The following is a 23,972-nucleotide window of genomic DNA, read 5'->3' as shown; positions in this document are numbered from 1 at the left end:
GTCTTATGTTGCCGGCCTCGTGCGACCTGCGTTCCGATCAGGCAAAGATCTTGAAATTGCGGGCGCTTCGCGAGCCGGATATCTGCGGATTCTGCGGCAGCTTGGTGGATGGCAGGTAATCGCGGATGGCCTTGAACCACTGCGCATAGGTCGCGCCTTCCGGCAGGGTCTTCAGCGACTTGAGGGCGTAGTAGGTGAACGCGCCATTGGGCCGCCCGCCGAACCGGGTATCCCAGCTGTATTCGGTGTCGAGGCAGCCCGCCAGCAGCAGGTCACCCCCCGAGCGGGTAAATCCGCTGAACAGGCCACGCGGTCGCGCCGGCAGCGTCGCAGGGAGCTGGCTGCGCGGCATCCAGGCCTCCGGCGGCAGGAAGCGGGCGCGCGGCATGCCCGGATCGAGGTCGTCCTCGCTGCCACGGGTCACCGAGCCGGAGTGGCAGCTGTCGGAGATCAGCAGCACCCGCACCCCAGCGGCGCGCTCGGAAAAGAGCTGGTGAATCTCGTCGTCCAGCAGCACATTGCCCGAACCGATGTCGTAGGGGCACAGCGCCTCGTCGCGGCCGTCGGGCTCGTCACCCGATTCGTCGGGCACCCAGGTGCCATGGCCGGAATAGGTGATCACCACCGAATCGCCCTTGGTGGCACCGCCGACAAGCTCGCGGATCGCCGCAACCATCGCCGCCTTGGTGGCGTCGCGATCGATCAGTTTCCTGACCTCGAAACCGCGCGCCGACAGCGTCACCGCCCAGTCCTCGGCATCATTGACACAACCCGACAGATCGCTGTCGGTCCCCGGATAATCATTGATACCGATGCACAACGCACGCTTGCTCATGGTGGCTCTCCCGCTTCCGCTGTCGATGCGGGCAGCCCGCGGCACCCGTCCAGCGACACGGATCAATTTGCATGAGATCTTTTACCAGATTCGTATTTAAGCATCTGCACTATCAAGTGCAAGCACGGCCGGGCGAGGCTGGCCGCGGCATCAGGTAAGGATGAAATTCGCATCCGGCCGCGGTGCGGCGGGCGGTACCTCGCCAAGCATCTCGCGCAGACTCGCATCGATGCCGCTGACGATCGCATCGAGCGCAAGGTCGTTCGGCATGGTGCCGAAAGGCTCTTCGATCTCGTCGCTGAGGGACTCGAGCGCAAAGAAGGTGTAGGAGACGAAACCCACCACCAGCGGCGTCATCCAGCCGATGGAGTCCACCAACCCGAACGGCAGCATGATGCAATACACGTACGAGCTGCGATGCAGGATCACCGTGTAAGTGAATGGCAGCGGCGTACTGGCGATCCGTTCGCAGCCGCCGAGGGCCGCGCCGAGTTCGTCGAGCGTGGCCTCCATGTGCTGCGCCAGCATCGGTGACAACGCGCCCGCATCGCGCCACTTCGCAACTTCCTCGCCAAGCCACAACAGGATCAGGCCCGGAGCGAAGCGGGCCTCGCGCAGCCGCTCGATCACCGCCTCCGGCAACAGGCCTGCGAGCCCTTCGTCGCGCGGACGGGCACGCAGCTGGTTGCGCATGCAGGCCGCAAACGCGATCAGGCCGAGAACGAAGAGCCGTGCATCGACTCCGTGGCTGGGCAAGGTGAGCGACTGACGCGCCAGGTTGCGCGCTACTACCAGAACCGCGCCCCACAACTTGCGGCCCTCCCAGTAGCGGTCGTAACTGGCATTGATGCGAAAGCCCAGAAAGATCGCCAGGGTCACGCCCATCAGCGAGAACGGCGACGCGGTCAGCGTCACCTTCCAGTGATAGAGCTGGCCATGGGCGAATGCCACTGCGCAGGCCAGCGTCAGCACGAAGAGTTGCTGCGGCAGGATTCGCGGCAGGAGCGAGCCGCGTCGGACCAGCAGGAGATGCAGCCAATGAGGTCTGGGGCGGATGATCACGGCGTCGGGCAGGCAGTAGCGACGAATTGCGCAGGCGAGGATTCTGGCAGATTTCGGCCGTAGACAAGGCGGACTTTGGCGAAGGCCGGCACCAAGCGCCCGCCCGGACACCTTCCCGGCGGCGCCACGTGTCCGGGCGGCATACGCCAGCGGCGAGCGTTTTCGGGCACAATCCGGCCTTCTTCCCCCTTCGCCCAGATTGCCGTGCGCCTGCTGCGACTTGCCAAGATTGTTTCCGTCGGACTGCGCTTCGGTCTCGACCAGATGGTGCTGGACGGCGACAGCAGCGGCCGCCTGCCCCGCCTGTGGCATCTGGTGTTCTTCTGGCGCAGGTTCGACAAGCCGCGGGCGGTGCGCCTGCGCCTGGCGCTCGAATCGCTGGGGCCGATCTTCGTCAAGTTCGGCCAGATGCTGTCCACCCGGCGCGACCTGCTGCCGCCCGACCTGGCCCAGGAGCTGTCGATGCTCCAGGACAGGGTGCCGCCCTTTCCCAGCGACAAGGCGATCGCCGTTCTCGAAACCCACTATGAGCGCCCGGTCGACGAGGTATTCGATGCCTTCGAGCGCACCCCGGTGGCCTCCGCCTCGGTCGCCCAGGTGCATTTCGCCAAACTGCAGGACGGCACCGAGGTGGCAGTGAAGATCCTGCGCCCGGGCATCGAGCACGTCATCGCCCACGACCTCGGGCTGCTCGAGGTGGCGGCAATCCTGCTCGAGAAGCTCTGGCCGGAAGGCCGCCGCCTCAAGCCGCGCGAAGTGGTCGCCGAATTCGACAAGTACTTGCGCGACGAGCTCGACCTGATGCGCGAAGCCGCCAGCTGCTCGCAGCTGCGCCGCAACTTCAAGGACTCACCGCTGCTGATCGTGCCGGAGGTGTACTGGGACTATTGCGGCAGATCGGTGATGGTGATGCAGCGCATGCACGGCGTGCCGATCTCGCAGATCGAGGCCCTCAAGGCCCAGGGCAACGATCTCTCGGCGCTGTCGCGGGCCGGCGTCGAGATTTTCTTCACGCAGGTGTTCCGCGACGGTTTCTTCCATGCCGACATGCACCCCGGCAATATCTTCGTACATGCCGACGGCCGCTACATCGCGCTCGACTTCGGCATCATGGGCACGCTCAACGAAGTCGACAAGAACTACCTCGCGCAGAACTTCCTGGCCTTCTTCAAGCGCGACTACAAGCGCGTCGCGATGGCCCACCTCGAAGCCGGCTGGGTGCCGGCCCACACCCGGGTGGACGAGTTCGAGAGCGCTATCCGGGCGGTCTGTGAGCCGATCTTCGACAAGCCGCTCAAGGACATCTCGTTCGGCCGTACCCTGCTGCGCCTGTTCCAGACAGCGCGCCGCTTCGAGATGGAGGTCCAGCCGCAGCTTGTGTTGCTGCAGAAAACCCTGCTCAACATCGAAGGACTCGGCCGCCAGCTCGACCCCGACCTGGACCTCTGGAAGACCGCCAAACCCTTCCTCGAGAAGTGGATGAACGACCAGATCGGCTGGCGCGCGCTGCTTCGCCACGCCAAAGAAGAAGCACCGAACTGGGCCGGCACCCTGCCGCAACTGCCACGCCTGGTGCATCGCGCCCTCGCCGCGCCCGACCGCGCCGAGCAGGCCCAGCGCGAGATCGCCCGCCTGGCCGCCGCACAGCGCCGGCAGTCGATCATCCTCACCGTGGTCGGTGTGTTACTCGCGGCAATACTGGCGCTGCAGGTCTGGCATTTTCTCGGGCGGTAGGGCCCGCTAACGCCTGTTCGACGACGTAACAGCGCGAGTCGCCTTCACCGGGTGGGCCGGAGACTTGGCCCGCCGGCAGACGTTCAGGCAAACTGGTGCCGCACTCCGAACGACCAGAAGTGGGCCTTCATGGCTCTGCCGGGAGCGACAATGACGATCTTCATCAGCCACTGTTCCGAAGACAAGGCCATTGTGGACGAGCTGATTCGCCTACTGGAAAACACGGCCACCAGCAGTGCCAACGAAATAAGGTGTTCAAGCGACGATTCGGGCGAAAAAGGCATTCCTGGCGGAGAGGAGTGGTTCAAGTGGATCGTGAACGAGATCAATTCGTGCTCGGTAGCCTTGGTGGTGTTGACGAAACGTTCGATTTCCCGCCCTTGGGTTCTTTGGGAGTTCGGCGCAACCTCCATTGCTGGGGGATATAAATCACTTGCTGCAACCGCCAACCACGAACACCAGGACTCGAATGGTGGGAAGAAGCCGTGCGTCATCCCAGTGCTGATCGGTGCTGATCCGTCGGCCCTCAAGGGCGGCCCCTACAGCCCGCTCGAAGCAATCGATGGCACGATCAGGGCCGGAGTCAGGAAACTGATAAGACAGATTAGTCCTCCGGAAACGATTCAAACGCCTTCTGTAAACGAGAGCAAGGAAATCGAACTCGCGATCGGGACGTATCTGGAGCGCTTGGCAAGTCATCTTCACGCGCTCGAAAGATGCCTTGAAGAGGATGCCGTGCGGCAGTGGGTAAGCACTGCATCCAATTGGTTCGCGGATAACAATGCCCTTCTCGGAAGCGCCCTCCGGCAGCTGCTGCAATCGCCCTGCAACGAAGCCCTGTCGACGATGGTCCGTGACCTGCGCCTGCTCTCGCAGGAAACGATCCTCTCGCTCGATCGATACCTGAAGATCAATAGCCACCACGAGCTGCCGATTCCGGTCGAATACGGGCGAGCCCAGGCACTGCGCGATGCGTTTGAAGAACTCGTCAGGGAGGCATTGAAAAGCTCAAATTTCTTCGAGACGATCAATGAAGCCTTGGGCGTATCCTGTTTCGGTGCATATGTGTACGCCATAGGTCGGTTGAGTGGCGACGGCAAAGTAAAAAGGAACCTTGCATCATGTCTCTCTGTTCCCGGACATCCTCTTCCTGCCCTTATTTCCTTGATCGGCGGTGGCGAGCGGCGTAAAGAGTGGATCGAGCAGAACATCGAGAACTCGATGGGAGAAGAAGACGGCGCGTTCGGTCATCTACTCATTTCGCAGTGGCCCACAATCCCCTTCGCCATCGTTCTCGAATTCAAGCAAAGGGGGGCGTGGTCGGCATCACGCCACTGGAGCAAACCGAACGGCAAGGAAACCCATCCTCTCCTGTATTCAGTCAGCGCATCCGGAGATGTTGAAGGGATGGAGGACGCCTTGAATCATGCGTTCGAAGGGGGCGCGACGCAGCAGCTACTGGAGGATTTCGAGTTGCTCCGCGAAGCACTCGCCGGCGAACCGAACAAGCTCGAGGGTTCCGAAGAATCCGAAACGAACAAGCCCCTGGAGCAGTACATGGCAACGAAGATCAAGGGCGGTTTGCTGCTTCCCATTTTCGGACAGCCCAAGATCACGCTCCTGATTCTCACGAAGAATCCCATCGACCTGACCGGCGATCACTCAGCGGACGTTTCCGGAGCGGGACACCGGACCCGTTTGTCGCCTGACGCCCTCTTTTCAATCCGCCTTGCCGGCGAACAGTTGCAGGGATTGATCGCATCTCATGCCGAAGCGCAAGGCTTTCGCATGCCCCCCGCTCGGCGCAAGGCACCGAACTCAAGGCAATCGAACGGCGCAACCGGACGAACCAAGGCCTAATCCAATCCGCAACCAGCACCTGTTCACACGAGCCACAGACGGCTTCAGGCGGAGCACCCATCTCATCGCTCTTTCAAGATCCATGCCCTTGAGGTCAAAAATCGGTGAGCCGATCGGTAACAACGAAGCGTTGTCACCGATCTTGAGGTGTCGCTCAATCGTATCCTCGATGTATTCCTTGCTGCGTAACATGAAGTAAGTCGACGAGATTTTGGCGAAGACCATGGCGAGCTCGGCTCTGGCAAGCCCCATCTGCAAGAGGTAGCCTAGGTAGTACCTGATCTGCAGCAGCGGGTAACCTGCGGCCGAGTAGTCGTCATTAAGCAACAGGGCGAGTTCACCATCTTCCTTCAGCAAGCCTGCCCGCACCAGCGTACAGACGATTCCAACGCCACGCATGCCGGAAGATTTCAGTTCGGCGGCCCGGAGGGCTCCCGCACTGGCGCAGCCGACGAGTTCGACGCCCGAGCCGATCAGCGCCATGATTTCCCGATGCGTCGGGCAGGCGTCGAAGAAGAGACTGTCCGCGTAAACAATCCGGCGGATTCCGAGACGATGCGCAGCGACAAGGTCTCCGGCGCTGGCTGGAGGAAACCGGACAATCCGCGGGTCATTCACGACACACGCGCTTGGTCCCGCAAAAATCGCCACGCGCTCGGAATTCACGGCACCGATGCGAGCGTCAGTCACAATCATTAAACTCAGGAACGACAACGCGCACGGCCGGGTATTCGAGCACCTGCCGCAGTGGAAAACATCCGATCGTTTCAATGCCAGCTGCGGCCTTCAGCTCGATGGCCAGCTCTTTTGAAAGCGTGCGGTGCCCGGATCGCAGGGTTGGTTGCGGTGCGGCGAGCGTCGATACGGCCCGCAAGCGTTCGAGCCACGACAACTGCATCGCATCGTGGCAAGCATGCGTCTGCTTGGGCCGAACCGACCGGGCCACATCGTCTCGCAGTCCGGATGCGAACGCCGCTCGTCCCTGCGCGACCTCCAGCAGCGCTGAAACCAGGGCATGCTGCATGTCGATGCCAGCTGCGAAGCCGGAGCAATGCAATTGCGGAAATCGCAAAGCCTGATCGAAACCGTAACAGTAGACGACGCTGTATGCCGCGGCTTGGGCCAACAAAAAACAGTGAATCTCGATGTCGTTCGCAGTAAACCGCTCCAACAGACTCCTGGCCAATTGTCCAAACCTGCGCCCGTCGATACGCCTCAGTTCTTCAATTGCGAGGCCCGCCGTGTGGTGTCGCTCGAAACACTCCAGCGCTCCCGAGAGGATGGCTTGGTCTAGGTTGGTATGTGCTGCCAGACCGGTTGTGCTGCACCGGTATCCAAACCGTCCGGGAGGAGGGAACTCGACCCACTCGGACGGCATGACCAGCACCCGATCGTCCGAGATATCCTTGCCCAAGGACCAGCGATACTCGCGCTCCTCATCAAACTCGTCGGGAACGATATAGTGAAAATCGAGCGCATCTGCCCACCGTACGATTTGCGGCAGCGTCGCGACAAAGCTGTACAGGCTCTCTTCGGCTGCCCAACGTTCATACGATTCGAACACCGCGGTGACATCGGCCTCGAATCGCGTTGCGCCCTTCCCACTACTGTAGATGGCCGCGGGATGCAGCGCCGCGGGGCGCACCGCATAGCCCGTAGGAACCCCAATGCGGTCCAGCAAGGTTGTCGAGGCGACTCTCGTAACCCCAATCTGGCGTGATAACTCGGAAAGCTTCTCTTCCGTCAGCAGCTCAGAAGGCTCGGGACCCCCAGAGCAAACACGCCATCGGCGTACCAGCTCAACTAGTGCTGTTGCCTGGCCGCTCGATTCGACAAACATGTCGCTGGTTCCATACGGCGCAAGCACCAGAGGCGTCGCCTTTCAATTGGCGATGACGAGTCGCTGGTTGAAACCTGGTTCGTTACGACTAAGCACCTTTCGCTTCAGCGGCACTCGCCGCTGCGTCCGCGGCATCTCCACTGAATCCGTTCGGCGCACATCCCGCGTAGAACTGGTCGCGGCAACCTTCATCTTGGTCATTCCATCTTCTCCATTCTTAGCCGATCAGGCACCGCGATCCCGCCCCGGAGACATGAACTCTGCCTCATCACGTGGCGGACACTTGCGAGATGTCATGGGAAAACGCTGTGCAACACCAGATTCAGTCTAGCACTCAGCGATGGACAATCGAAACAGGCCAGATTCGCCACTCCGCGACAAACCGTCGACGTGAAGGGTTCTGCCCGCATCCCTCCCTCTTGCCGCCCGCCCGACCTCGGCCACGTGCCCTGAACAACCGTCCCAAACACGTGAGCCCGCACCCCTCTTGATTCACATCAAGCGCTGAAAGCGCAGCCCAGCCTATCCTCCCGCCCCATCTTCGCGAGGCGGGAAACCTCATGTCCCAGATTGAACTGGTGTGCCCGGCCGGCAGCCTGCCGGCGCTCAAGACGGCTGTCGACAATGGTGCCGACTGCGTCTATCTCGGCTTCAAGGACGCCACCAACGCGCGCAACTTCAGCGGGCTGAATTTCGACGACGCGGCGATGAAGGAAGGCATCCGTCATGCCCACGCACGCTCGGCGAAGGTGCTGCTGGCACTCAATACCTATCCGCAGAGCGGCAACTGGGCGAAATGGACCGCCGCGGTGGACAAGGCCGCGGACCTTGGCATCGACGCGGTGATCCTCGCCGATCCAGGATTGATGGCCTACGCGCAGCGAACGCATCCGCAGCTGCGGCTGCATCTGTCGGTACAGGGCTCGGCCACCAGCTATGAAGCGATCAACTTCTATCACCGCCACTTCGGCATCCAGCGCGCGGTGCTGCCGCGGGTGCTGTCGCTGGCGCAGGTCGAGGAGGTCATCGCCAGCACGCCGGTCGAGATCGAGGTGTTCGGCTTCGGCGGGCTGTGCGTGATGGTCGAGGGGCGCTGTGCGCTGTCGGCCTACGCCACCGGCGAGTCACCCAACTGCAACGGCGCGTGCTCGCCCGGCAAACATGTGCGCTGGGAACAGACCCCGAAAGGCATGGAGACGCGCCTCAACGGCATCCTCATCGACCGCTTCGACGATACCGAGCGGGCGGGTTATCCGACGCTGTGCAAGGGCCGCTTCGACGTGAACGGCGAGACCTATTACGCCATCGAGGAGCCCACCAGCCTGAACACCCTGGAACTGCTGCCGACCCTGCTCAAGGCGGGCGTGCGCGCGATCAAGATCGAGGGTCGGCAGCGCAGCCCCGCCTACGTCGCCGAAGTTACCCGCGTGTGGCGCGCGGCAATCGATCGGGCCACCCGCGACGCCGACGGCTTCCGCGTCGAGGCGGCCTGGATGGCGGCGCTCAACAAGGTCTCCGAAGGGCAGAGCCACACCCTCGGCGCCTATTACCGACCGTGGAAATGAAGCCGCCCGGCAATCGGCACGATCGCCGCCGCCTCGACCACTCACCGTCAGCGAACTACAAGTGAACAAGACCAGACTCAGCCTCGGCCCCCTCCTCTATTACTGGCCCCGCGAGGCCACGCTCGCCTTCTATGCGGACATGACCCAGGCGCCGGTCGACATCGTCTACCTCGGCGAAACGGTCTGCTCGCGCCGCCACGAACTGCGTCTCGCCGACTGGCTCGAGATCGCCGAGGCGATGGCCGCTGCGGGCAAGGAAGTGGTGCTCTCGAGCCAGGTGTTGATCGAGTCCGAATCCGATCTCAAGACCCTGCGCCGCATCGTCACCCAACCGCGCTTTCGCGTCGAAGCCAACGACATGGGCGCGGTGCGCCTGCTGGTCGACGAGGCCGGCCGCCGCGACTGGATCGCCGGGCCGACGCTCAACATTTTCAATCACATGACGCTCGGCATGCTCGGCGACCTCGGCGCGACCCGTTTCGTCGCGCCGCCGGAGATGTCCCGCGAGGCGCTGGCCGAACTGCGTGCGGCCCTGCCGACCCGCATGGAGACCGAAGTCTTCGCCTACGGACGCCTGCCGCTGGCCTTTTCGGCACGCTGCTTCACCGCCCGCCACTTCAATCTGCAGAAGGACAGCTGCGCGTTTCGCTGCATCGAGTTTGCCGACGGCATCACCCTGCGCACCCGCGAGGGCGAACCCTTTCTGGCACTCAACGGCGTGCAGACCCAGTCAGCCCGGGTCAACAACCTGCTGGCCGACCTGCCGTCGCTGCTCTCGGATGGCGTCGACATCCTGCGCATCAGCCCGCAGGCGGAACACACCGGCCGCATCGTGCAGACCTTCCGCGATGCGCTTGACGAGCGGCTCGACGCCGACGAAGCCCTCGCTGCCAGCCGCCCGCTGATGCCCGAAGCGCCCTGCAACGGCTTCTGGCACGGCCGCGCGGGGGCCGACCAGTTCATCACCCGCTAATGGAGACCTCGATGCCACGTGCGCTCCCCGCCTTTACCGTTCCAACCGCGCTGGCACGCATCGCCGGGCGGCTGCCGCAGCTGCCGCCGACGCTGGCCCTGGTCGGCGCGCTCAATCTCGCGCTCGGCCGGGTGCTGCCGCGCGATCAGCTCGAACCACTGCACGGCAAGCACCTGATGCTCAAGGTCACCGATGCGGGGCTCGCGCTGCGCTTCACGCTGGGCGCGCGGGGCTTCCGCCCGCGGCTCGATCGCGGCGTGCCTGACCTCACCATCTCCGCCAGCGCGCGCGACCTCATCGCCCTGGCGCTGCGCGAAGAAGACCCTGACACCCTGTTCTTCAGCCGACGCCTGCTGATGGAGGGCGAGACCGACCTCGGCCTGCTGGTCAAGAACACCCTCGACGCCATCGACTGGGACGCGCTGGTTCGCTCGTTCGGGCCATCCGCAGTGCCTGAGCGCCTGCGTCTGCCCACGCGCCGGAGCGCCCACTGACAGCACTGGCGCCCCGTGCGGGCGCTTGCCCACGTCGTCGCTTCAGGGCGGCTGCATAATCATTTCTACATAGAGCGGTCATAAACCCGCTTCAGACTTCGCGAGTCGGCAACCCGCTGCCGGCGCCACGCCCCACGACCCAGCGAAGGAAGTCAGAAATGCTCAAGCCCATCACTCTCGCAGTGCTCGCCGCACTGTCCGTACCGTCGGCCATGGCCGCCGGTAACACCCTTTTCGATGATGTCGCCCCGCTCACCGGTGCCAACACCCCGATTCCGGTCGGCTCACCGCTCGAAGCGACCAACCCGCTGCTGCTGCCCGACGGCCCGACGGCCTGACGCAGAAGACGATCGTCTCGCGCAGCGATGTCTCGCCCGATCTGAACTCGCTCAGTTCCGGCCGCTACTGGGACATGATCGATACCAACCGCACCGGCCCGGACGCAGGCCGCTACCTGTTCATGCCGTTCGAGCCGAGCAACCTCGCCGGCCCGAACACCGCCTCGGGCGCGCTGCGCGTCGACCTCCAGACCGGTACGGCCACCACCATCGTGCCGGTCGGCACCCAGAACTGGCAGCGCGGCGACGCCTCGCGCTGGGCGCCCTGGGGAGGCTGGATTACCGGAGAAGAGAACTGGAGCCCGTCCAGCGTCGCGGTCGAAGCGACCGGCCGCCTGTTCGAAGTCACCAACCCGACGACCGCCACCGAAGGTACCGGCAACCTCGTCCAGCGCAACAACGTGATCCCGCGCGTCTCGCATGAGGGTCTCGCCTTCGACAGCCAGAAGAGCTTCTACTTCATCGACGAGAACTCGAGCGGCTCCTTCTACAAGTTCGTCTCTGCGAACCCGAATGCCAGCAGCGGCGACGATTACTTCGCCGCTGGCACCACCTATGCACTCAAGGTCGGCGCGGGCAACAACGCCAGCGCCGCCGGGGCATTCACCTGGGAAGCCCTCGATCCCTTCAATACCAATGGCCGCAGCGCCGCCGACAACGTTGGCGCGACTGCCTACAACCGGCCCGAGGACATGGAAGTCAAGACGCTCGGCAACGGCGACGAGGCGATCATGTTCACCGCCACTGGCACCCACGACGTGTGGACCGTGAATCTCACCCAGAACACGATCAACCAGTTCGTCTCGCGCGACACCATCGACATCGCCACCGGCGTCGCGGTGGGCTCCGCGCTCGCCAGCCCCGACAACCTTGCCATCGATGCGGACGGCAACATCTACATCGTCGAGGACCAGCCGACCCCGAGCGCGGACATCTGGCTCGCCAAGGACACCGACAATGACGGCGTGGCGGAGTATGTCCAGCGCTGGGCGGCGATGCAGGTCACCGGCGCCGAGCCGACCGGCCTGTTCTTCGACCCCTACCAACCCAATGTCGCCTACGTGAACATCCAGCACCCGGACAGTCTCAATGACCGTCTCGTGCAGATCACCGCAGCGGTTCCGGAGCCCGAGACCTACGCGATGATGCTGGCTGGCCTCGGTCTGATCGGCGCGTTCGCACGTCGCCGCCGCGGCTGACGAATGCTCCGGCGGGCGGCGCATGGCGTCGCCCGCCTTCGCTAGCGGGACTCCGCCCCGTCCCGGGCAAGAACAGCCCAGAAACCGGCGAGCACGATCAGCCCGCCCCCCAGCCAGCCGCTCGCACTCAGCCCCTCACCCAGCGCCAGCGTCGCAAAGAGCGCGCCGAAGACCGGCTCGGTCCCCATCAACAGCCCCACGTGGGTCGGCGAGCTGCGCCGGATCGCGTGATTCTGCGCATGGAAGGCAAACAGGGTGCAGAAGATCACGAGATAGGCGCACGCCAGCCAGAACCCGGGGTTCGAGGGAAGCTGCGGAAGGTGCTCCGGCCCGATTGCGGTAGCCAGCAGCAGGCAGGCAAGCGATACAACCCCCGCCTGGATGGCAGTGAGTCCGAGCGTATCGACCGCTTTCGGACCGGAAACGCGCTTGGTCAGGCACACCGCAACCGCTCTCAACGATGCCGCCAGCAGCATCAGTGCGTCACCGTCGCCAAACGTCATCTGCATGTTGCCAACCAGCATGGCGGCACCGACCGCCGAAAGAACCGCAAAGCCGAGCGCACGGGAGGTGGGTCGCCGCCCGAGCAGGAGCCATTCGGCAAACGGCGTGAGCACCACGCACAGGCTGATCAGGAAGGCCGCATTGGCCGCACTGGTGAGCGCCACGCCGTAAGTTTCGCTGAGAAAGATCATCCACAGCACCAGGCCGAGCGGCAGACCGGCGTGCAGCGTCGCGATCCGGGTCGCGCGGTCGAGCCGCCACAGATGGGGCAGCAGCAACGCAAAGGTCAGACCGAAGCGGACGGCCAGGAAGCCGAGCACCGGATACCAGGCCAGCGCCAGCTTGGTGACGCCGTAACTGCTGCCCCACACCAGTGCAACGGCCAGCAACATCAGATCGGCGTGACGCTCGGGACGGCTGGAGACAGCAACGGGAATAGGCTGAGCGGACATGGGCGGCAAATGAGAAGCTGAAAGCAGGGTAGCCAGTATCGGGCTGTTCCAAATGGATGATAATTACCAGATTCATACAATCAGCTTTGCGTCGTGCGCACAAATAGCCTCATTTCCCTGCTCCCTGATCTCGCTGTATTGGTTCGCGTGGTCGATGCCGGCAGCTTCTCTGCGGCAGCGCGCCATCTCGGCGCCTCGCCTTCGGCGCTCAGCCGTCAGGTCGCCCGGCTGGAAGCCGCCCTGTCAGTGCGGCTACTGGAGCGCACCACACGCAGCCTGCGCCTGACCGACGCGGGCGCGGACGCCTACCGTCACGCCAGCGACATGCTCGCCGCGGCGCACGCGGCAAGCACCGTCAGCGAGGGCACTGCGGCAACACCGCGCGGCCTGCTGCGGATCAGCGCACCGAAGGCGCTGGCGCGCCAGGTGGTGCATCCACTGGTATTGGAATTCCTGCGGAGCCATCCGGAAATGGATGTGCAGTTGATGTTGCTCGACCGGGAAACCGATCTCATCGCCGACAACGTCGATCTCGCCCTGCGCGTCACCGACGCGCCGCCGCCCGGGCTGGCTGCACGACCGCTGATGCGGGTGCGCCAGCTACTGTGCGCGAGCCCCGCCTACCTCGCGGCGCGTGGCACGCCGGCGCATCCGATGGCGCTAGCCAGCCACGACTGCCTGTATCTGGGTGAAGTGGACGGCGACAATCTGTGGCGCTTCCGGCGAGGGGACGAGACCGCGGCGATCAGGGTAAAAGGGCGCTACATCGCCAACCATACCGAAGTGCGTCGCGAAGGGATGGAGGCCGGTTTCGGTATCGGCAGCCTGCCCGACTTCGCCGCGAGGCCTTCGCTTCGGGCAGGAAGTATCGTCCAGGTACTGTCTGACTGGCAGCTGCAGACAGCCTATCAGGGCACCCTCTGGGCGCTCTACTTGCCCGGCCGCCACCCGGCCCCGCGGATCCGGGCGTTCATCGATCATCTGGTCGCCAGACTGGAGGTCGGCGGAGGCTCCCCTTCGACACGGCCCTCGTCCGGCTGAAGCACAGTGGCGCGAACAGGCGCGGGACCCGTTGGCAGCGCTGTGCAACGCGCCCGGTCAGTCCCGGCGCATGGTTGAAATGTCGATGCCTTGTGTCGCCAGGTGCATGCTGGCGGCGGCCGACTGTTCGCGCTTCGATGGCTCACGGGCAGCCTTGACCACAGCAGCGATCACGGCAGTGATAATGCTTTTGAGATTAGTCATTTACAGTCCTCCTTTTGCACTTACGGTATTACCGTATGAACACAAACGCAAGCCCATGATGTGACAGATTGCATATGAGGGACTTGATTGTTCGACCCGAAAACGAAGAACTGGTTGCTCCCGCACTTCGGCACGGTCGATGCCGTTGTGGAAATCAACGGTTATGCTGTGCCGGACTTTAGCCACCACCACAAAAATGCCTACCCACCTTGCCGACCTCTCGCATGCGATACAACTGGCCGTTGCGCCAGTGTTCCTGCTTACTGCGATCTCGACCCTGATCAACGCAATGAACGGACGTCTCGGCCGCATCGTGGATCGACGGCGGGTCGTGCAACGGCGTGTCCAGGAGCAGCCCTCACACCCCCATCGAAACGATTTCGACAAGGAACTCGATCTGCTTGCCCGCCGTGGCCGGTTGATCTACCTCGCGATCTTTACCGAAGCCCTGAGCGCACTACTCGTCTGCGTGGTGGTGACCGCCGCCTTCGTCGGAACGCTGCTGCATGTGGAACTGGCACTCGCTGTTGCCGTGACCTTCATCCTTGCCCTGCTGTCGCTGATCGTCGGCCTCGGGATCTTCCTGCGCGAGGTCTACATGGCGGTACAGGGGCAGATTCACTGGGAACCGTGAAACCGGAAACGACCGGTGCGCCCGACAGCCCCGAAGCGACACCCCTCCTCTGCAATTGAAAAAGGCAGATCGAAATGCAGACCGTTTTTCTCAGCTACGCCACCGAGGACTATTTCTTCGCCGAACTCGCCGAGATCAAACTGGAAAATGCAGGCATTCGCATCTGGCGCGACCAGGACCGCCTGCGCGCGGGGTCAGACTGGCGCCACGGAATCGAAGCGGGCATCGACGATTGTGTCGCGGTCCTGGTGGCCCTCAGCCCGCGTTCGGCCCAATCCCCGTACGTGACGTTTGAATGGGCATACGCGCTCGGCAAGGGCAAGCCGGTCATTCCACTCAAGCTTGCGGAATGCACGTTTCACCCCAGGCTCGAACCCATTCAGTATCTGGACTTCTCGCATGGCGGCCATCTGCCCTGGGAGTCGCTGGTCGAGCGGATCAGGGAGATCGAAACGGAAACCCCTGACCCGGACGCCCCGGTCGAATCGCCGCGGGTGGCGGCAGCTGCAAGCGCGCCCGCAGACCCTCAAACCGACGCGGACATCGATGCGGTGCTGGCCTACCTCGAACAACGCGGCTTCCGGATGGCAAGCTTCGAGCGGCTTCAGAATGTTCTCGACAGGCCCCTGGACGATGCCGCGTTCGAGAAAATCATCGCACAGAGCGGCGGCCGGCTACGAAGCGCCCGCCTCAAGGGCGACAAAGCCGGCCTCGCCAGGACGACATTCTGAGCCTGCTCCCGGCCTGACGATACCTGCCCGCGCTCAGTGAGCCTCGTCCCAGTTGTTGCCCTCACCCACCTCGGCGAGCAGCGGCACCGAGAGCTCAGCCACACCGGCCATCAGCCGTGGCAGCTGCTCTCGGATGGTCGCGACCTCGTCCTCCGGCACTTCGAGCACCAGTTCGTCGTGCACCTGCAGGATCAGGCGCGACTTTGCGCCCGATGATTTGAGCCAGCCGGACACCGCGATCATCGCCAGCTTGATCAGATCCGCCGCGGTGCCCTGCATCGGTGCGTTGATGGCGGCGCGTTCGGCGCCCTGGCGGCGGCCGGCCTGCTGGGCGCGCAGCTCGGGCAGGTAGAGGCGGCGCCCGAAAACGGTCTCGACGTAGCCCTTGTCCTTTGCACTGGCGCGGGTGTTGTCCATATAGGCCGCCACCCCCGGATAGCGGGCAAAGTAGCGGTCGATGTAGTTCGCCGCGGCGGCGCGTTCGATACCGAGATTCCTGGCCAGGCCGTGGGCACTCATGCCATAGATGAGGCCGAAGTTGATCACCTTGGCGTAGCGGCGCTGCTCGCTGGTCACTTCGCCCGGCGCGGTGCCGAATATCTCGCCGGCGGTGGCGCGGTGCACATCCTCGCCCTTAGCAAAGGCATCGAGCAGGCCCTTGTCGCCGGACAGGTGGGCCATGATGCGCAGCTCGATCTGGGAATAGTCGGCCGAGACGATGCGGTGGCCTTTGGGCGCGATGAAGGCTGCGCGGATGCGGCGTCCCTCTTCGCTGCGGATCGGGATGTTCTGCAGGTTGGGCTCGGAGCTCGCCAGCCGACCGGTCACTGCAACAGCCTGCGAGAAGCTGGTATGCACCCGCCCGGTGCGTGGATTCACCATCAGCGGCAACTTGTCGGTATAGGTGTTCTTGAGTTTGGCCAGGCCGCGATGTTCGAGCAGCAGCTTGGGCAGCGGATAGTCCTCGGCCAGTTGGGTGAGCACGTCCTCGTCGGTCGATGGCTGGCCTGTAGCAGTTTTCTTGACCACCGGCAGGCCGAGCTTGGTAAACAGGATCTCGCCGAGCTGCTTGGGCGAACCCAGGTTGAAGGGCTGGCCGGCAAGCTCATGGGCCTGCTGCTCCAGGCCATGCAGCCGACGACCGAGCTCCTCGGAGTGCTGGGCCAGCAGGAAATCGTCGATCAGCACCCCGGTGCGCTCCATCTCGAAGAGCACCTCGAGCACCGGCAGCTCGATCTCGCGATAGACCTTGGCAAGCCGCGGCTCGGGTGCGAGCTGCTTCGATAGCTTGTGGTGCAGCCGCAGGGTGATGTCTGCATCCTCGGCGGCATACTCGACGGCACGCTCGACCGCGACCTCGGCGAACCCGATCTGCTTCGCCCCCTTGCCGCAAACCTCGGTGTAGCTGAGGGTCTTGAGCCCGAGGTGGCGGCTCGCCAGTGAGTCCATGTCGTGACTCTTGTCCGACTCCAGCACATAGGATTCGAGCAGCGTGTCTTCGGCAATACCACCCAGGCGGATGCCGTGGTTGGCCAGCACATGAGCGTCGTACTTGAGGTTCTGGCCGACCTTGCGATGCTCGGCGGATTCGAGCCAGGGCTTGAGCTTCGCCAGCACCTCGTCGAGCGGCAGCTGCGCGGGCGCATCCGCGTAGGCGTGGGTCAGCGGCAGATAGGCGGCCTCGCCCGGCGTCACGCTGAATGACATGCCGACCAGCTTCGCCGCCATCGGGTCGAGGCTGGTGGTTTCGGTATCGAAGGCAGTGAGCGAGGCGGCCGAAATCCTTGCCAGCCAGGCGTCGAACTGTGCCCATTCGAGAATGCCTTCGTAGCCGCTGCGGTGCGCGCCGGGCTCGACCTGAGGAGCCGCTTCTGCCGCCGTCTCGGCTGCGGCCGGAGCGCTGTCAGCGGCAGCCGGATTCTGCAGCTCCCGCAACCAGCTCTTGAACTCCATGCGCTCGTAGAGCGCGGCCAGCTTCTGCTTGTCGTCGGCGCGGGCGTGCAGTTGCTCGGGCTTGAGCGGCAACTCGAGATCGGTGGCCACGGTTACCAGCTTGCGGCCCAGTGGCAGGAAATCGAGGTGCTTGCGCAGGTTCTCGCCGACCTTGCCACCAACCTCGTCGGCCCTTGCCATCAGCGTATCGAGATCGCCGTACTGGTTGAGCCACTTGACCGCGGTCTTGGGACCGCACTTTTCAACGCCCGGCACGTTGTCCACGGTGTCGCCCATGAGTGCCAGGTAATCGATGATGCGCGACGGCGGCACGCCGAACTTGGCCTCGACCCCGGCCTCGTCGAGCACCTCCTCGCTCATGGTATTGACCCAGCGCACCCCGGGGCGCACCAGCTGGGTGAGGTCCTTGTCGCCGGTCGAGATCACCACTTCCCAACCGGCCTCGGCCGCCTGTCGGGTGAGCGTGCCGATCACATCGTCGGCTTCGACGCCATCGACCACCAGCAGCGGCCAGCCCTCGGCCTCGACCGCTTCATGCAGCGGTTCGATCTGCGCGCGCAGGTCATCCGGCATCGGCGGGCGATGCGACTTGTATTCGGGATAGAGATCGTCGCGGAAGGTCTTGCCCTTGGCATCGAATACGCATGCGCGATATTCCGCCTTGTAGTCCGATTCCAGCCGCCTTAGCATTGACAGGACACCACGCACCGCGCCGGTCGGCTCGCCGGCCGAATTTCGCAGGTCGGGCAGCGCATGGAATGCGCGATACAGGTAACTGGAACCGTCAACAAGCAGCAGGGTGGGCATGGATTACATCAGCTCGAGCGACACCGGCGCAGTGCGAAATGGCCTGCAGCCCTGCCGGAGGGCTATGCCAGCGTTAAGGGAACGACATGACCGCAAGCGGAAAAAGCTTCCCGCATGGTCCCGTACGGCACGCTATCGCACCGCAACGCCCGGAAATCGCGGCGTGTTTTCGGCATTATGTCAGAGATGACGGAGGCCACGGAACTGCGTGGAATACCTTCCGGGGCGCGGCCGGACTCAGAGCCTGATGAACAGGAACCAATGCCCGGTCGGCGAGATCAGCTTATCTGAAAGGCCGGGACGCCCGCCGCCGCTCTGCTAGAATCCGGCGCTCAGAATGTGCGAGCGATCTCCCCGGCCCGGCCGCCTGAATCGAACATTCCAATACGGAGATTTCCATGCGTAGCCCTGCCGTACTCACGACTGCAAGCCTGTTGCTGGCACTTGCCCTGCCCACTGCAGCCCAGCAGCCGCCCAAACTCGAGCCGCTTCCCGAGGCGCCACCACCACCGGCGATGCAGGCCGACAACCCCGCCGACGAGCCACAGGTGACGATCAAGCGCCGCGGCGAAGACAAGGTCGAGGAATTCCGGATTCGCGGCAAGCTCTACATGGTCAGGGTCACGCCGCCGCACGGCGTCCCCTATTACCTCGTCGACCAGCGCGGCGACGGCTCGCTGGCGCGCATCGACACGCTCGACCCTACCTTGTCGGTGCCGATGTGGGTGATCAAGAGCTGGTGAAGATGCGGTGGGTAGCGGGATGTCGGCGGCGGGGAGCACCCCTGATTCGCCTTGCCCCTCACGCCTGACCCCTCACGAAAAAAATGTCCGTCTTCACCCCCGTCACCGACGAAGCACTTCAGCACTGGCTCCGCAACTACGCCATCGGCCGTCCCGTCGAGTTGCGGGGCATCGCCGCGGGTGTACAGAACAGCAACTTCTTCGTCACCACCACGCTCGGTCGCTACGTGCTGACACTGTTCGAAACCATGAACCGCGCCGAGTTGCCTTTCTATCTGTACCTGATGGCCCACCTCGCGCGCCATGGCCTGCCGGTACCGGCCCCGATCGCCGATCTCGACAATGAGTACCTTGGCACCCTGTCGGAGCGCCCGGCGGTGCTGGTCGCGCGCCTGTCCGGGGCCTCGGTAATGGATCCCGGCCCCGAACACTGCGCTCGAGTCGGCGCCATGCTCGCCGGGCTGCACCTGGCCGGACGCGGTTTCGGGCGGCGCCAGGACAATCCGCGCAATGCCGCCTGGCGGGCAATCACCGCTGCCCAGGTTCGCGATTACCTGCCGACCGACGAGCGAGCCCTGCTCGACCAGGAGATCGCCTTTGAGGCCGCCCGCGACGACAGTGCCCTGCCTTGCGGCGTGATTCACGCCGACCTGTTCCGTGACAACGTCTTGTGGGACGGCGGACACATCGGCGGAGTGATCGACTTCTACTTTGCGGGCGTCGATACCCTGCTGTTCGATGTCGCGGTCACCGCGAACGACTGGTGCACCACCCCGGGCGGCGAATTCGACGACGCGCGCTGCCGAGCCCTGCTGGATGCCTACCACGCCGAACGGCCATTCACCCGCGAAGAGTGCGAAGCGTGGCCGGCCATGCTGCGCAGCGCGGCGCTGCGTTTCTGGTTGTCGCGCGCAGCCGACTATCATCTGCCGCGTGGCGGCGAGATGGTGCTGGTGAAACCCCCCGAGGAGTACCGCGACATCCTCAGGCTGCGCATTGCCGGCGCGCCGGCACTGGTCGCGTCGGCATGCGTCTGAGGCGGAAAGCAGCTGCGCGGTGGCAGTTTGAATCGGCACGAAGCTTGCTGTTAGCATCGACGCACGCGGACTTCGCCGTCGTTTCAAGACACTTTGCATGAATCAAGACACTTCCACCCGCCCGAGTCGCAGCTGGCGCCACCCTGAACCGCATGCGGTGGGTGCCCGCCATTGCATCGACTGGCTCTCCTCCGGATGGCGCCTGTTCATGGGCGCACCGGGTATCTGGCTGCTGCAGACGCTGCTGTTCATGGCGATACTTTTCGCCGTGGGGGTCGTGCCGCTGCTCGGTTGGGCCGTGGTGCTGGTGGCCTTCCCGGTCCTCTCCGCGGGCATGCTGTGGACCGCTGCGGAAACCGGTGCGGGACGTCCGGTGAAGGTTTCCGGCCTGTTCATCGGCCTGCGGCGCCACGCCGGCAATCTTCTGATGGTCGGCATCTTCTACCTGCTCGGCGGGCTGCTGGCCGGCCTCGTCGGCGCCCTGGTCGGCGGCAGCGCCGCGCTCACCGGCTACGTGCTTGGCGCGCTCGCCGGCATGGGTCTGACACTGGGCGGCGTGGTGCTCGGCAGCGCCGTGTTCATGGTCCTCTGGGTGGGACTGATCATGGCGCTGTGGTTCGCCCCGGCACTGGTGCTCTTCCATGACGTTGCCCCGCTCGAGGCAATGCAGCTGTCGGTGGAAGCCTGCATCCGGAACGTGCTGCCGTTCAGTCTCATGGCGGTGATCCTCTATGTGCTGATCTGGCTGGCCATGCTGCCCGCGGGGCTGGGGATGCTGGTGCTGGTGCCGGTCATGGCCGGTACCGTGCATGCATCGTACCGGGACGTGTTCGGCGATTTGCCGGCGCTGCCCGAAAAGCCCGCGACGGAGGGTTGAGCGATGCAACTCAACACGCTTCCGGCAAGCCGCGGCTGGCTCTGGATCGTCGAGGGCTTCCGACTGTGGAAGCGCAACCCGGCGCTCATGACCTTCCTCACCTTCGGTTACTTGCTGATCCTGCTGGTCGTGAGTCTTCTGCCGTTCATCGGCCAACCGCTCGCCACATTGCTGATGCCCGCCCTCTCCCTCGGTGTGCTCAACGGGGCACGCGGCATCGCCCGCGGGCAGAAAGGGGGGCCGGATCTGATGTTCTCGGGATTCCGCACCAACCTGCAGTCATTGCTGACGATTGGCGGGATCTACCTGATCGCGTCGCTGCTGGCGCTGCTGGCCACCGGCCTGGTGGATGGCGGGTTGCTGGTGGAAGTGATGACCGGCACCCGCAAGATCGATTCAAGCCTGTCCGATGACCCGCGCTTCACTTTCGCCATGCTCACCGGCATCACCCTTTCCACGCCAGTGATGATGGCGTACTGGTTCGCCCCGCTGCTGGCCGGCTGGCATCATCTCCCGGCTCCCAAATCCCTGTTCTTCAGCTTCGTCGCCTGTGCCCGCAACTGGCGAGCGATGTTCGTCTATTCGCTCGGCCTGTTCGTGGTCGGTGGCGTTCTGCCCGGCATACTGGTCGGGCTGCTGAGCCTGGTTTCGCCGACCCTCGGCGCACTCGCTTCGGTACCGATGCCGCTGATCATGATCCCGATCGTGTTCGCCACCTTCTACCCGAATGCGCGCGATGTGTTCGGCGACGCGCAGGAAGTACTGGATGCCACGCGCCCCTGAGCCCGCCCCGCTCGGCCTGCTCGGCGGCACCTTCGACCCGATCCATCTCGGCCACCTGCGTCTCGCCGAAGAAGCGCGCGAGGCGCTGGGCCTGGCGGGGGTGCGACTGATCCCTGCCGGCCAGCCCCCTCACCGCGACACGCCCAGCTCGGCCTCCGAACACCGCCTCGCGATGAGCCGGCTGGCCGCGGCGGGAAACCCGATGTTCGAGGTGGACGATGGCGAAGTTCAGGCCACGGTACGCAGCTACACGGTGCTCACGCTCGAGCGCATCCGTGCCGAGCTCGGCCCGCGCCAGCCGCTGGTCCTGATCCTCGGCGCGGATGCCTTCGAAGGCCTGCCGAGCTGGCATCGCTGGCACGAGCTCTTCGGCCTGGCCCACATCGCCGTTGCCAACCGTCCGGGCTATGCACCCCACGGCCGACGCTGGCCGGGCACACTCTCGGCCGAGCTCGACGCTGCCTGCCGTGGCCGCATCACCGACGACATCACCACGCTTGCAGCGGCACCGGCCGGTCGGGTGGTGCCCTTCGACATGACTCCGCTGGCGATTTCCGCATCGCTGATCCGTGATCTTCTCGCCGGCGGCCACAGCGCACGCTATTTGCTGCCCGATCCGGTTCTTGACTATATTGACAAGCATTCTCTCTACCGCTGAAACAATGGATATACGCAAGCTGCAGAAAATCGTCGTCGCCGCCCTCGAGGAGATCAAGGGCAAGGACATCGAGGTGATCAACACCACCAAACTCACCGCGCTGTTCGATCGCATCGTGATCGCCAGCGGCGACTCCAACCGGCAGACCCGCTCGCTGGCCAGCAACGTCCAGGAAAAGGTCAAGGCCGCGGGCGGTGAAGTGATCAGCGTCGAAGGCGAGGAATCCGGCGAATGGGTCCTGGTCGATCTGGGCGCCATCGTGGTGCATGTGATGCTGCCCGTCGTGCGCCAGTACTACAACCTCGAAGAGCTGTGGGCCACCACCCCGGCAAAACGCCGCAAGCTCTCCGACGCCACCGCCGACGCCTCGGAATAGGCCGCGGGTGAAGCTGCTGGTCGTGGCGGTCGGCACCCGCATGCCGGACTGGGTGAGCGCGGGGTTCGACGAGTTCGCAAGACGCATGCCGCGCGAGATGCCGCTGCAGCTCATCGAGGTCAAGGCTGAGCCCCGCACCACCGGCAAGACCGTGGAAGCGATGATGGCCGCCGAGGCGCAGCGGCTCGAGGCGGCGCTGCCACAACGCTGCCGCAGGGTCATCCTCGATGAACGCGGCGACGACCTCACCACCGTCAAGCTCGCCCGGCGGCTGGAGCAGTGGCAGGGGCTCGGCGAAGACATCGCCCTGCTGATCGGCGGACCGGACGGACTCGCCCCGGAGATCAAGGCGGGCGCGCATGAGCGCCTGCGTCTCTCCAGCCTGACCCTGCCACATGCGCTGGTGCGCCCGCTGCTCGCCGAGGCGCTCTATCGCGCGTGGTCGCTGCACAAGGGCCACCCCTACCACCGCGAGTAGCCGCGGCACCGCCGCGCCAGACGATCAAGGCCTGACCGGCTCGGCAGCACCACGGGTTAGAATCGCGGGATCATCCGTTCGCGCAGGAGTCTTCATGCCGCTCGTTCCGTCGTACATCTACCTTGCGTCCCGCAGCCCGCGACGACGGGAGTTATTGAGACAGATCGGGGTGCATTTCGAGGTACTGACCTTTCGTGGCGGCGAGCGCGGTGAAGATGCCGATGTGAACGAGACCCCTTACACGAACGAGGATGTCGAACGATACGTCGTCCGGCTCGCGCTGACCAAGGCCGAATCGGGCATCCGCCGACTGCAGTGGCGCCACCTGCCGCCCGCGCCGATGCTGGCGGCCGACACCACGCTCGAGCTCGACGGCGAGATCATCGGCAAGCCGGCCGATGCGGCCGATGCGGCCGCCATCCTGCGCAGACTCTCGGGACGCAGCCACCGGATACTGACGGCAGTGGCGATCAGCAACGGCAGTCGTACCCGCTACCGTCTCAACGTCAGCGACGTCCGTTTCCGCACACTCGGCGATACGGAGATTCGCCACTATGCCGACAGCGGCGAACCCATGGACAAGGCCGGCGCCTATGGCATCCAGGGACGCGCGGCGATGTTCATCGAGGAGATCCGTGGCAGCTACAGCGGCATCATGGGGCTCCCTCTGTTCGAAACCGCGGAACTGCTCAAGGAGTTCGACTACCCGCTGATCTGAGCCGAAATGACGAAGTCATGATGAGTGATAGGCAAGGGGCGGGGCTCCTTTCCCATCCCCCATTTAGAAGAAGCCC

26 protein-coding genes are annotated in these 23,972 nt (G+C 64.3%); 18 read left to right on the top strand and 8 right to left on the bottom strand.

The window, feature by feature from the left end:
* Positions 1 to 37: 37 nt before the first annotated feature.
* Positions 38 to 835, bottom strand: a complete 798-nt coding sequence (locus GQB03_RS11820) for a caspase family protein (RefSeq protein ID WP_159689303.1) — start codon at positions 833 to 835, stop codon at positions 38 to 40.
* A 150-nt stretch (positions 836 to 985) separates the two neighbouring features.
* Positions 986 to 1,897, bottom strand: coding sequence for a bestrophin family protein (locus GQB03_RS11815; protein WP_159689300.1), 912 nt, complete (start codon positions 1,895 to 1,897; stop codon positions 986 to 988).
* 204 nt (positions 1,898 to 2,101) lie between these two features.
* Here GQB03_RS11815 and ubiB point away from each other — a divergent pair, with 204 nt between their 5' ends.
* Together ubiB and GQB03_RS11805 are read left to right on the top strand one after the other, a co-directional pair.
* Positions 2,102 to 3,631: a ubiquinone biosynthesis regulatory protein kinase UbiB gene (ubiB, locus tag GQB03_RS11810; protein ID WP_159689297.1), complete on the top strand. Its 1,530-nt coding sequence runs from the start codon at positions 2,102 to 2,104 to the stop codon at positions 3,629 to 3,631.
* A gap of 150 nt (positions 3,632 to 3,781) precedes the next feature.
* Positions 3,782 to 5,491, top strand: coding sequence for a toll/interleukin-1 receptor domain-containing protein (locus GQB03_RS11805; protein WP_159689294.1), 1,710 nt, complete (start codon positions 3,782 to 3,784; stop codon positions 5,489 to 5,491).
* Here GQB03_RS11805 and GQB03_RS11800 read toward each other — a convergent pair.
* The 3 genes from GQB03_RS11800 to GQB03_RS11790 are packed head-to-tail and all read right to left on the bottom strand — an operon-like array spanning position 5,450 to position 7,532.
* Positions 5,450 to 6,187 (bottom strand): TfuA-like protein, encoded by a 738-nt coding sequence (locus tag GQB03_RS11800; RefSeq protein WP_159689291.1) that lies wholly within the window; start codon positions 6,185 to 6,187, stop codon positions 5,450 to 5,452. The genes GQB03_RS11805 and GQB03_RS11800 overlap by 42 nt on opposite strands.
* A complete protein-coding gene (locus GQB03_RS11795) occupies positions 6,174 to 7,331 on the bottom strand; it encodes a YcaO-like family protein (protein WP_159689288.1) in 1,158 nt (385 codons plus the stop codon). The genes GQB03_RS11800 and GQB03_RS11795 overlap by 14 nt, the downstream gene beginning before the upstream one ends.
* Before the next feature lie 42 nt (positions 7,332 to 7,373).
* Entirely contained in the window at positions 7,374 to 7,532 is a 159-nt protein-coding gene (locus tag GQB03_RS11790; protein WP_159689285.1) for a hypothetical protein, read from the bottom strand.
* Positions 7,533 to 7,891: 359 nt separating this feature from the next.
* On the opposite strand from GQB03_RS11790, the gene ubiU reads away from it, so the two are divergent.
* The 5 genes from ubiU to GQB03_RS11765 all read left to right on the top strand — a co-directional run bounded on the left by ubiU (position 7,892) and on the right by GQB03_RS11765 (position 11,900).
* Positions 7,892 to 8,896: a ubiquinone anaerobic biosynthesis protein UbiU gene (gene ubiU, locus GQB03_RS11785; RefSeq protein ID WP_159689282.1), complete on the top strand. Its 1,005-nt coding sequence runs from the start codon at positions 7,892 to 7,894 to the stop codon at positions 8,894 to 8,896.
* Positions 8,897 to 8,957: 61 nt separating this feature from the next.
* Positions 8,958 to 9,869 carry a ubiquinone anaerobic biosynthesis protein UbiV gene (gene ubiV, locus GQB03_RS11780; protein WP_159689280.1) on the top strand — a complete coding sequence of 304 codons (912 nt, stop codon included), beginning with the start codon at positions 8,958 to 8,960 and terminating at the stop codon, positions 9,867 to 9,869.
* A gap of 11 nt (positions 9,870 to 9,880) precedes the next feature.
* Complete coding sequence (gene ubiT / locus GQB03_RS11775; protein WP_235027038.1) at positions 9,881 to 10,363, top strand: ubiquinone anaerobic biosynthesis accessory factor UbiT; 483 nt, start codon at positions 9,881 to 9,883, stop codon at positions 10,361 to 10,363.
* Positions 10,364 to 10,521: 158 nt separating this feature from the next.
* Positions 10,522 to 10,701, top strand: a complete 180-nt coding sequence (locus tag GQB03_RS11770; RefSeq protein WP_159689275.1) for a hypothetical protein — start codon at positions 10,522 to 10,524, stop codon at positions 10,699 to 10,701.
* Positions 10,702 to 10,775: 74 nt separating this feature from the next.
* Positions 10,776 to 11,900, top strand: coding sequence for an alkaline phosphatase PhoX (locus GQB03_RS11765; RefSeq protein ID WP_159689272.1), 1,125 nt, complete (start codon positions 10,776 to 10,778; stop codon positions 11,898 to 11,900).
* 41 nt (positions 11,901 to 11,941) lie between these two features.
* Here GQB03_RS11765 and GQB03_RS11760 read toward each other — a convergent pair whose 3' ends face one another.
* A complete protein-coding gene (locus tag GQB03_RS11760) occupies positions 11,942 to 12,856 on the bottom strand; it encodes a DMT family transporter (protein ID WP_159689270.1) in 915 nt (304 codons plus the stop codon).
* A 93-nt stretch (positions 12,857 to 12,949) separates the two neighbouring features.
* Between GQB03_RS11760 and GQB03_RS11755 the strand changes: the two genes are divergently transcribed.
* Positions 12,950 to 13,897, top strand: coding sequence for a LysR family transcriptional regulator (locus GQB03_RS11755; RefSeq protein WP_159689267.1), 948 nt, complete (start codon positions 12,950 to 12,952; stop codon positions 13,895 to 13,897).
* 57 nt (positions 13,898 to 13,954) lie between these two features.
* Here GQB03_RS11755 and GQB03_RS11750 read toward each other — a convergent pair whose 3' ends face one another.
* Positions 13,955 to 14,101, bottom strand: coding sequence for a hypothetical protein (locus GQB03_RS11750; protein WP_159689266.1), 147 nt, complete (start codon positions 14,099 to 14,101; stop codon positions 13,955 to 13,957).
* 196 nt (positions 14,102 to 14,297) lie between these two features.
* Between GQB03_RS11750 and GQB03_RS11745 the strand changes: the two genes are divergently transcribed.
* Positions 14,298 to 14,735, top strand: a complete 438-nt coding sequence (locus tag GQB03_RS11745; RefSeq protein WP_159689263.1) for a DUF2721 domain-containing protein — start codon at positions 14,298 to 14,300, stop codon at positions 14,733 to 14,735.
* Positions 14,736 to 14,809: 74 nt separating this feature from the next.
* On the top strand, positions 14,810 to 15,466 hold the full coding sequence (locus tag GQB03_RS11740) for a toll/interleukin-1 receptor domain-containing protein (protein WP_159689261.1): 657 nt from the start codon (positions 14,810 to 14,812) through the stop codon (positions 15,464 to 15,466).
* Between the two features lie 33 nt (positions 15,467 to 15,499).
* On the opposite strand, the gene polA is transcribed toward GQB03_RS11740, so the two are convergent.
* The gene (gene polA, locus GQB03_RS11735) at positions 15,500 to 18,226 is read right to left on the bottom strand and encodes a DNA polymerase I (protein WP_159689258.1); all 2,727 of its coding nucleotides are present in this window, start codon (positions 18,224 to 18,226) and stop codon (positions 15,500 to 15,502) included.
* A gap of 398 nt (positions 18,227 to 18,624) precedes the next feature.
* Here polA and GQB03_RS11730 point away from each other — a divergent pair, with 398 nt between their 5' ends.
* From GQB03_RS11730 to GQB03_RS11695, 8 genes are all read left to right on the top strand, one after another.
* Positions 18,625 to 18,969, top strand: coding sequence for a DUF2782 domain-containing protein (locus GQB03_RS11730; RefSeq protein WP_159689256.1), 345 nt, complete (start codon positions 18,625 to 18,627; stop codon positions 18,967 to 18,969).
* An 83-nt stretch (positions 18,970 to 19,052) separates the two neighbouring features.
* On the top strand, positions 19,053 to 20,006 hold the full coding sequence (locus GQB03_RS11725; protein WP_159689253.1) for a homoserine kinase: 954 nt from the start codon (positions 19,053 to 19,055) through the stop codon (positions 20,004 to 20,006).
* Positions 20,007 to 20,103: 97 nt separating this feature from the next.
* Positions 20,104 to 20,883 carry a BPSS1780 family membrane protein gene (locus tag GQB03_RS11720; RefSeq protein WP_159689250.1) on the top strand — a complete coding sequence of 260 codons (780 nt, stop codon included), beginning with the start codon at positions 20,104 to 20,106 and terminating at the stop codon, positions 20,881 to 20,883.
* A 3-nt stretch (positions 20,884 to 20,886) separates the two neighbouring features.
* Positions 20,887 to 21,666, top strand: a complete 780-nt coding sequence (locus GQB03_RS11715; RefSeq protein WP_159689247.1) for a BPSS1780 family membrane protein — start codon at positions 20,887 to 20,889, stop codon at positions 21,664 to 21,666.
* Positions 21,650 to 22,324 carry a nicotinate-nucleotide adenylyltransferase gene (nadD, locus tag GQB03_RS11710; RefSeq protein ID WP_159689244.1) on the top strand — a complete coding sequence of 225 codons (675 nt, stop codon included), beginning with the start codon at positions 21,650 to 21,652 and terminating at the stop codon, positions 22,322 to 22,324. The genes GQB03_RS11715 and nadD overlap by 17 nt, the downstream gene beginning before the upstream one ends.
* Before the next feature lie 4 nt (positions 22,325 to 22,328).
* Entirely contained in the window at positions 22,329 to 22,700 is a 372-nt protein-coding gene (rsfS, locus tag GQB03_RS11705; RefSeq protein ID WP_159689241.1) for a ribosome silencing factor, read from the top strand.
* Positions 22,701 to 22,707: 7 nt separating this feature from the next.
* Entirely contained in the window at positions 22,708 to 23,178 is a 471-nt protein-coding gene (gene rlmH / locus GQB03_RS11700) for a 23S rRNA (pseudouridine(1915)-N(3))-methyltransferase RlmH (protein WP_159689239.1), read from the top strand.
* A gap of 94 nt (positions 23,179 to 23,272) precedes the next feature.
* Positions 23,273 to 23,896 (top strand): Maf family protein, encoded by a 624-nt coding sequence (locus GQB03_RS11695; protein ID WP_159689236.1) that lies wholly within the window; start codon positions 23,273 to 23,275, stop codon positions 23,894 to 23,896.
* Positions 23,897 to 23,972: the final 76 nt, after the last annotated feature.

The organism is Cognatazoarcus halotolerans (genome assembly GCF_009800965.1).
GTDB classification, from domain to species: Bacteria; Pseudomonadota; Gammaproteobacteria; order Burkholderiales; family Rhodocyclaceae; genus Cognatazoarcus; species Cognatazoarcus halotolerans.
Note: the sequence above shows the minus strand (reverse complement) of the source record. Positions and strands in the feature narration are given on the sequence as shown.

Bases quoted from the DNA above. Each gene is read 5' to 3' on its own strand.
- GQB03_RS11820 (WP_159689303.1), bottom strand. From the start codon at position 835: ATGAGCAAGCGTGCGTTGTGCATCGGTATCAATGATTATCCGGGGACC.
- GQB03_RS11805 (WP_159689294.1), top strand. From the start codon at position 3,782: ATGACGATCTTCATCAGCCACTGTTCCGAAGACAAGGCCATTGTGGAC.
- GQB03_RS11800 (WP_159689291.1), bottom strand. From the start codon at position 6,187: ATGATTGTGACTGACGCTCGCATCGGTGCCGTGAATTCCGAGCGCGTG.
- GQB03_RS11795 (WP_159689288.1), bottom strand. From the start codon at position 7,331: ATGTTTGTCGAATCGAGCGGCCAGGCAACAGCACTAGTTGAGCTGGTA.
- GQB03_RS11790 (WP_159689285.1), bottom strand. From the start codon at position 7,532: ATGACCAAGATGAAGGTTGCCGCGACCAGTTCTACGCGGGATGTGCGC.
- ubiU (WP_159689282.1), top strand. From the start codon at position 7,892: ATGTCCCAGATTGAACTGGTGTGCCCGGCCGGCAGCCTGCCGGCGCTC.
- ubiT (WP_235027038.1), top strand. From the start codon at position 9,881: ATGCCACGTGCGCTCCCCGCCTTTACCGTTCCAACCGCGCTGGCACGC.
- GQB03_RS11770 (WP_159689275.1), top strand. From the start codon at position 10,522: ATGCTCAAGCCCATCACTCTCGCAGTGCTCGCCGCACTGTCCGTACCG.
- GQB03_RS11765 (WP_159689272.1), top strand. From the start codon at position 10,776: ATGATCGATACCAACCGCACCGGCCCGGACGCAGGCCGCTACCTGTTC.
- GQB03_RS11760 (WP_159689270.1), bottom strand. From the start codon at position 12,856: ATGTCCGCTCAGCCTATTCCCGTTGCTGTCTCCAGCCGTCCCGAGCGT.
- GQB03_RS11750 (WP_159689266.1), bottom strand. From the start codon at position 14,101: ATGACTAATCTCAAAAGCATTATCACTGCCGTGATCGCTGCTGTGGTC.
- GQB03_RS11745 (WP_159689263.1), top strand. From the start codon at position 14,298: ATGCCTACCCACCTTGCCGACCTCTCGCATGCGATACAACTGGCCGTT.
- GQB03_RS11740 (WP_159689261.1), top strand. From the start codon at position 14,810: ATGCAGACCGTTTTTCTCAGCTACGCCACCGAGGACTATTTCTTCGCC.
- polA (WP_159689258.1), bottom strand. From the start codon at position 18,226: ATGCCCACCCTGCTGCTTGTTGACGGTTCCAGTTACCTGTATCGCGCA.
- GQB03_RS11730 (WP_159689256.1), top strand. From the start codon at position 18,625: ATGCGTAGCCCTGCCGTACTCACGACTGCAAGCCTGTTGCTGGCACTT.
- GQB03_RS11725 (WP_159689253.1), top strand. From the start codon at position 19,053: ATGTCCGTCTTCACCCCCGTCACCGACGAAGCACTTCAGCACTGGCTC.
- GQB03_RS11720 (WP_159689250.1), top strand. From the start codon at position 20,104: ATGAATCAAGACACTTCCACCCGCCCGAGTCGCAGCTGGCGCCACCCT.
- GQB03_RS11715 (WP_159689247.1), top strand. From the start codon at position 20,887: ATGCAACTCAACACGCTTCCGGCAAGCCGCGGCTGGCTCTGGATCGTC.
- nadD (WP_159689244.1), top strand. From the start codon at position 21,650: ATGCCACGCGCCCCTGAGCCCGCCCCGCTCGGCCTGCTCGGCGGCACC.
- rsfS (WP_159689241.1), top strand. From the start codon at position 22,329: ATGGATATACGCAAGCTGCAGAAAATCGTCGTCGCCGCCCTCGAGGAG.
- GQB03_RS11695 (WP_159689236.1), top strand. From the start codon at position 23,273: ATGCCGCTCGTTCCGTCGTACATCTACCTTGCGTCCCGCAGCCCGCGA.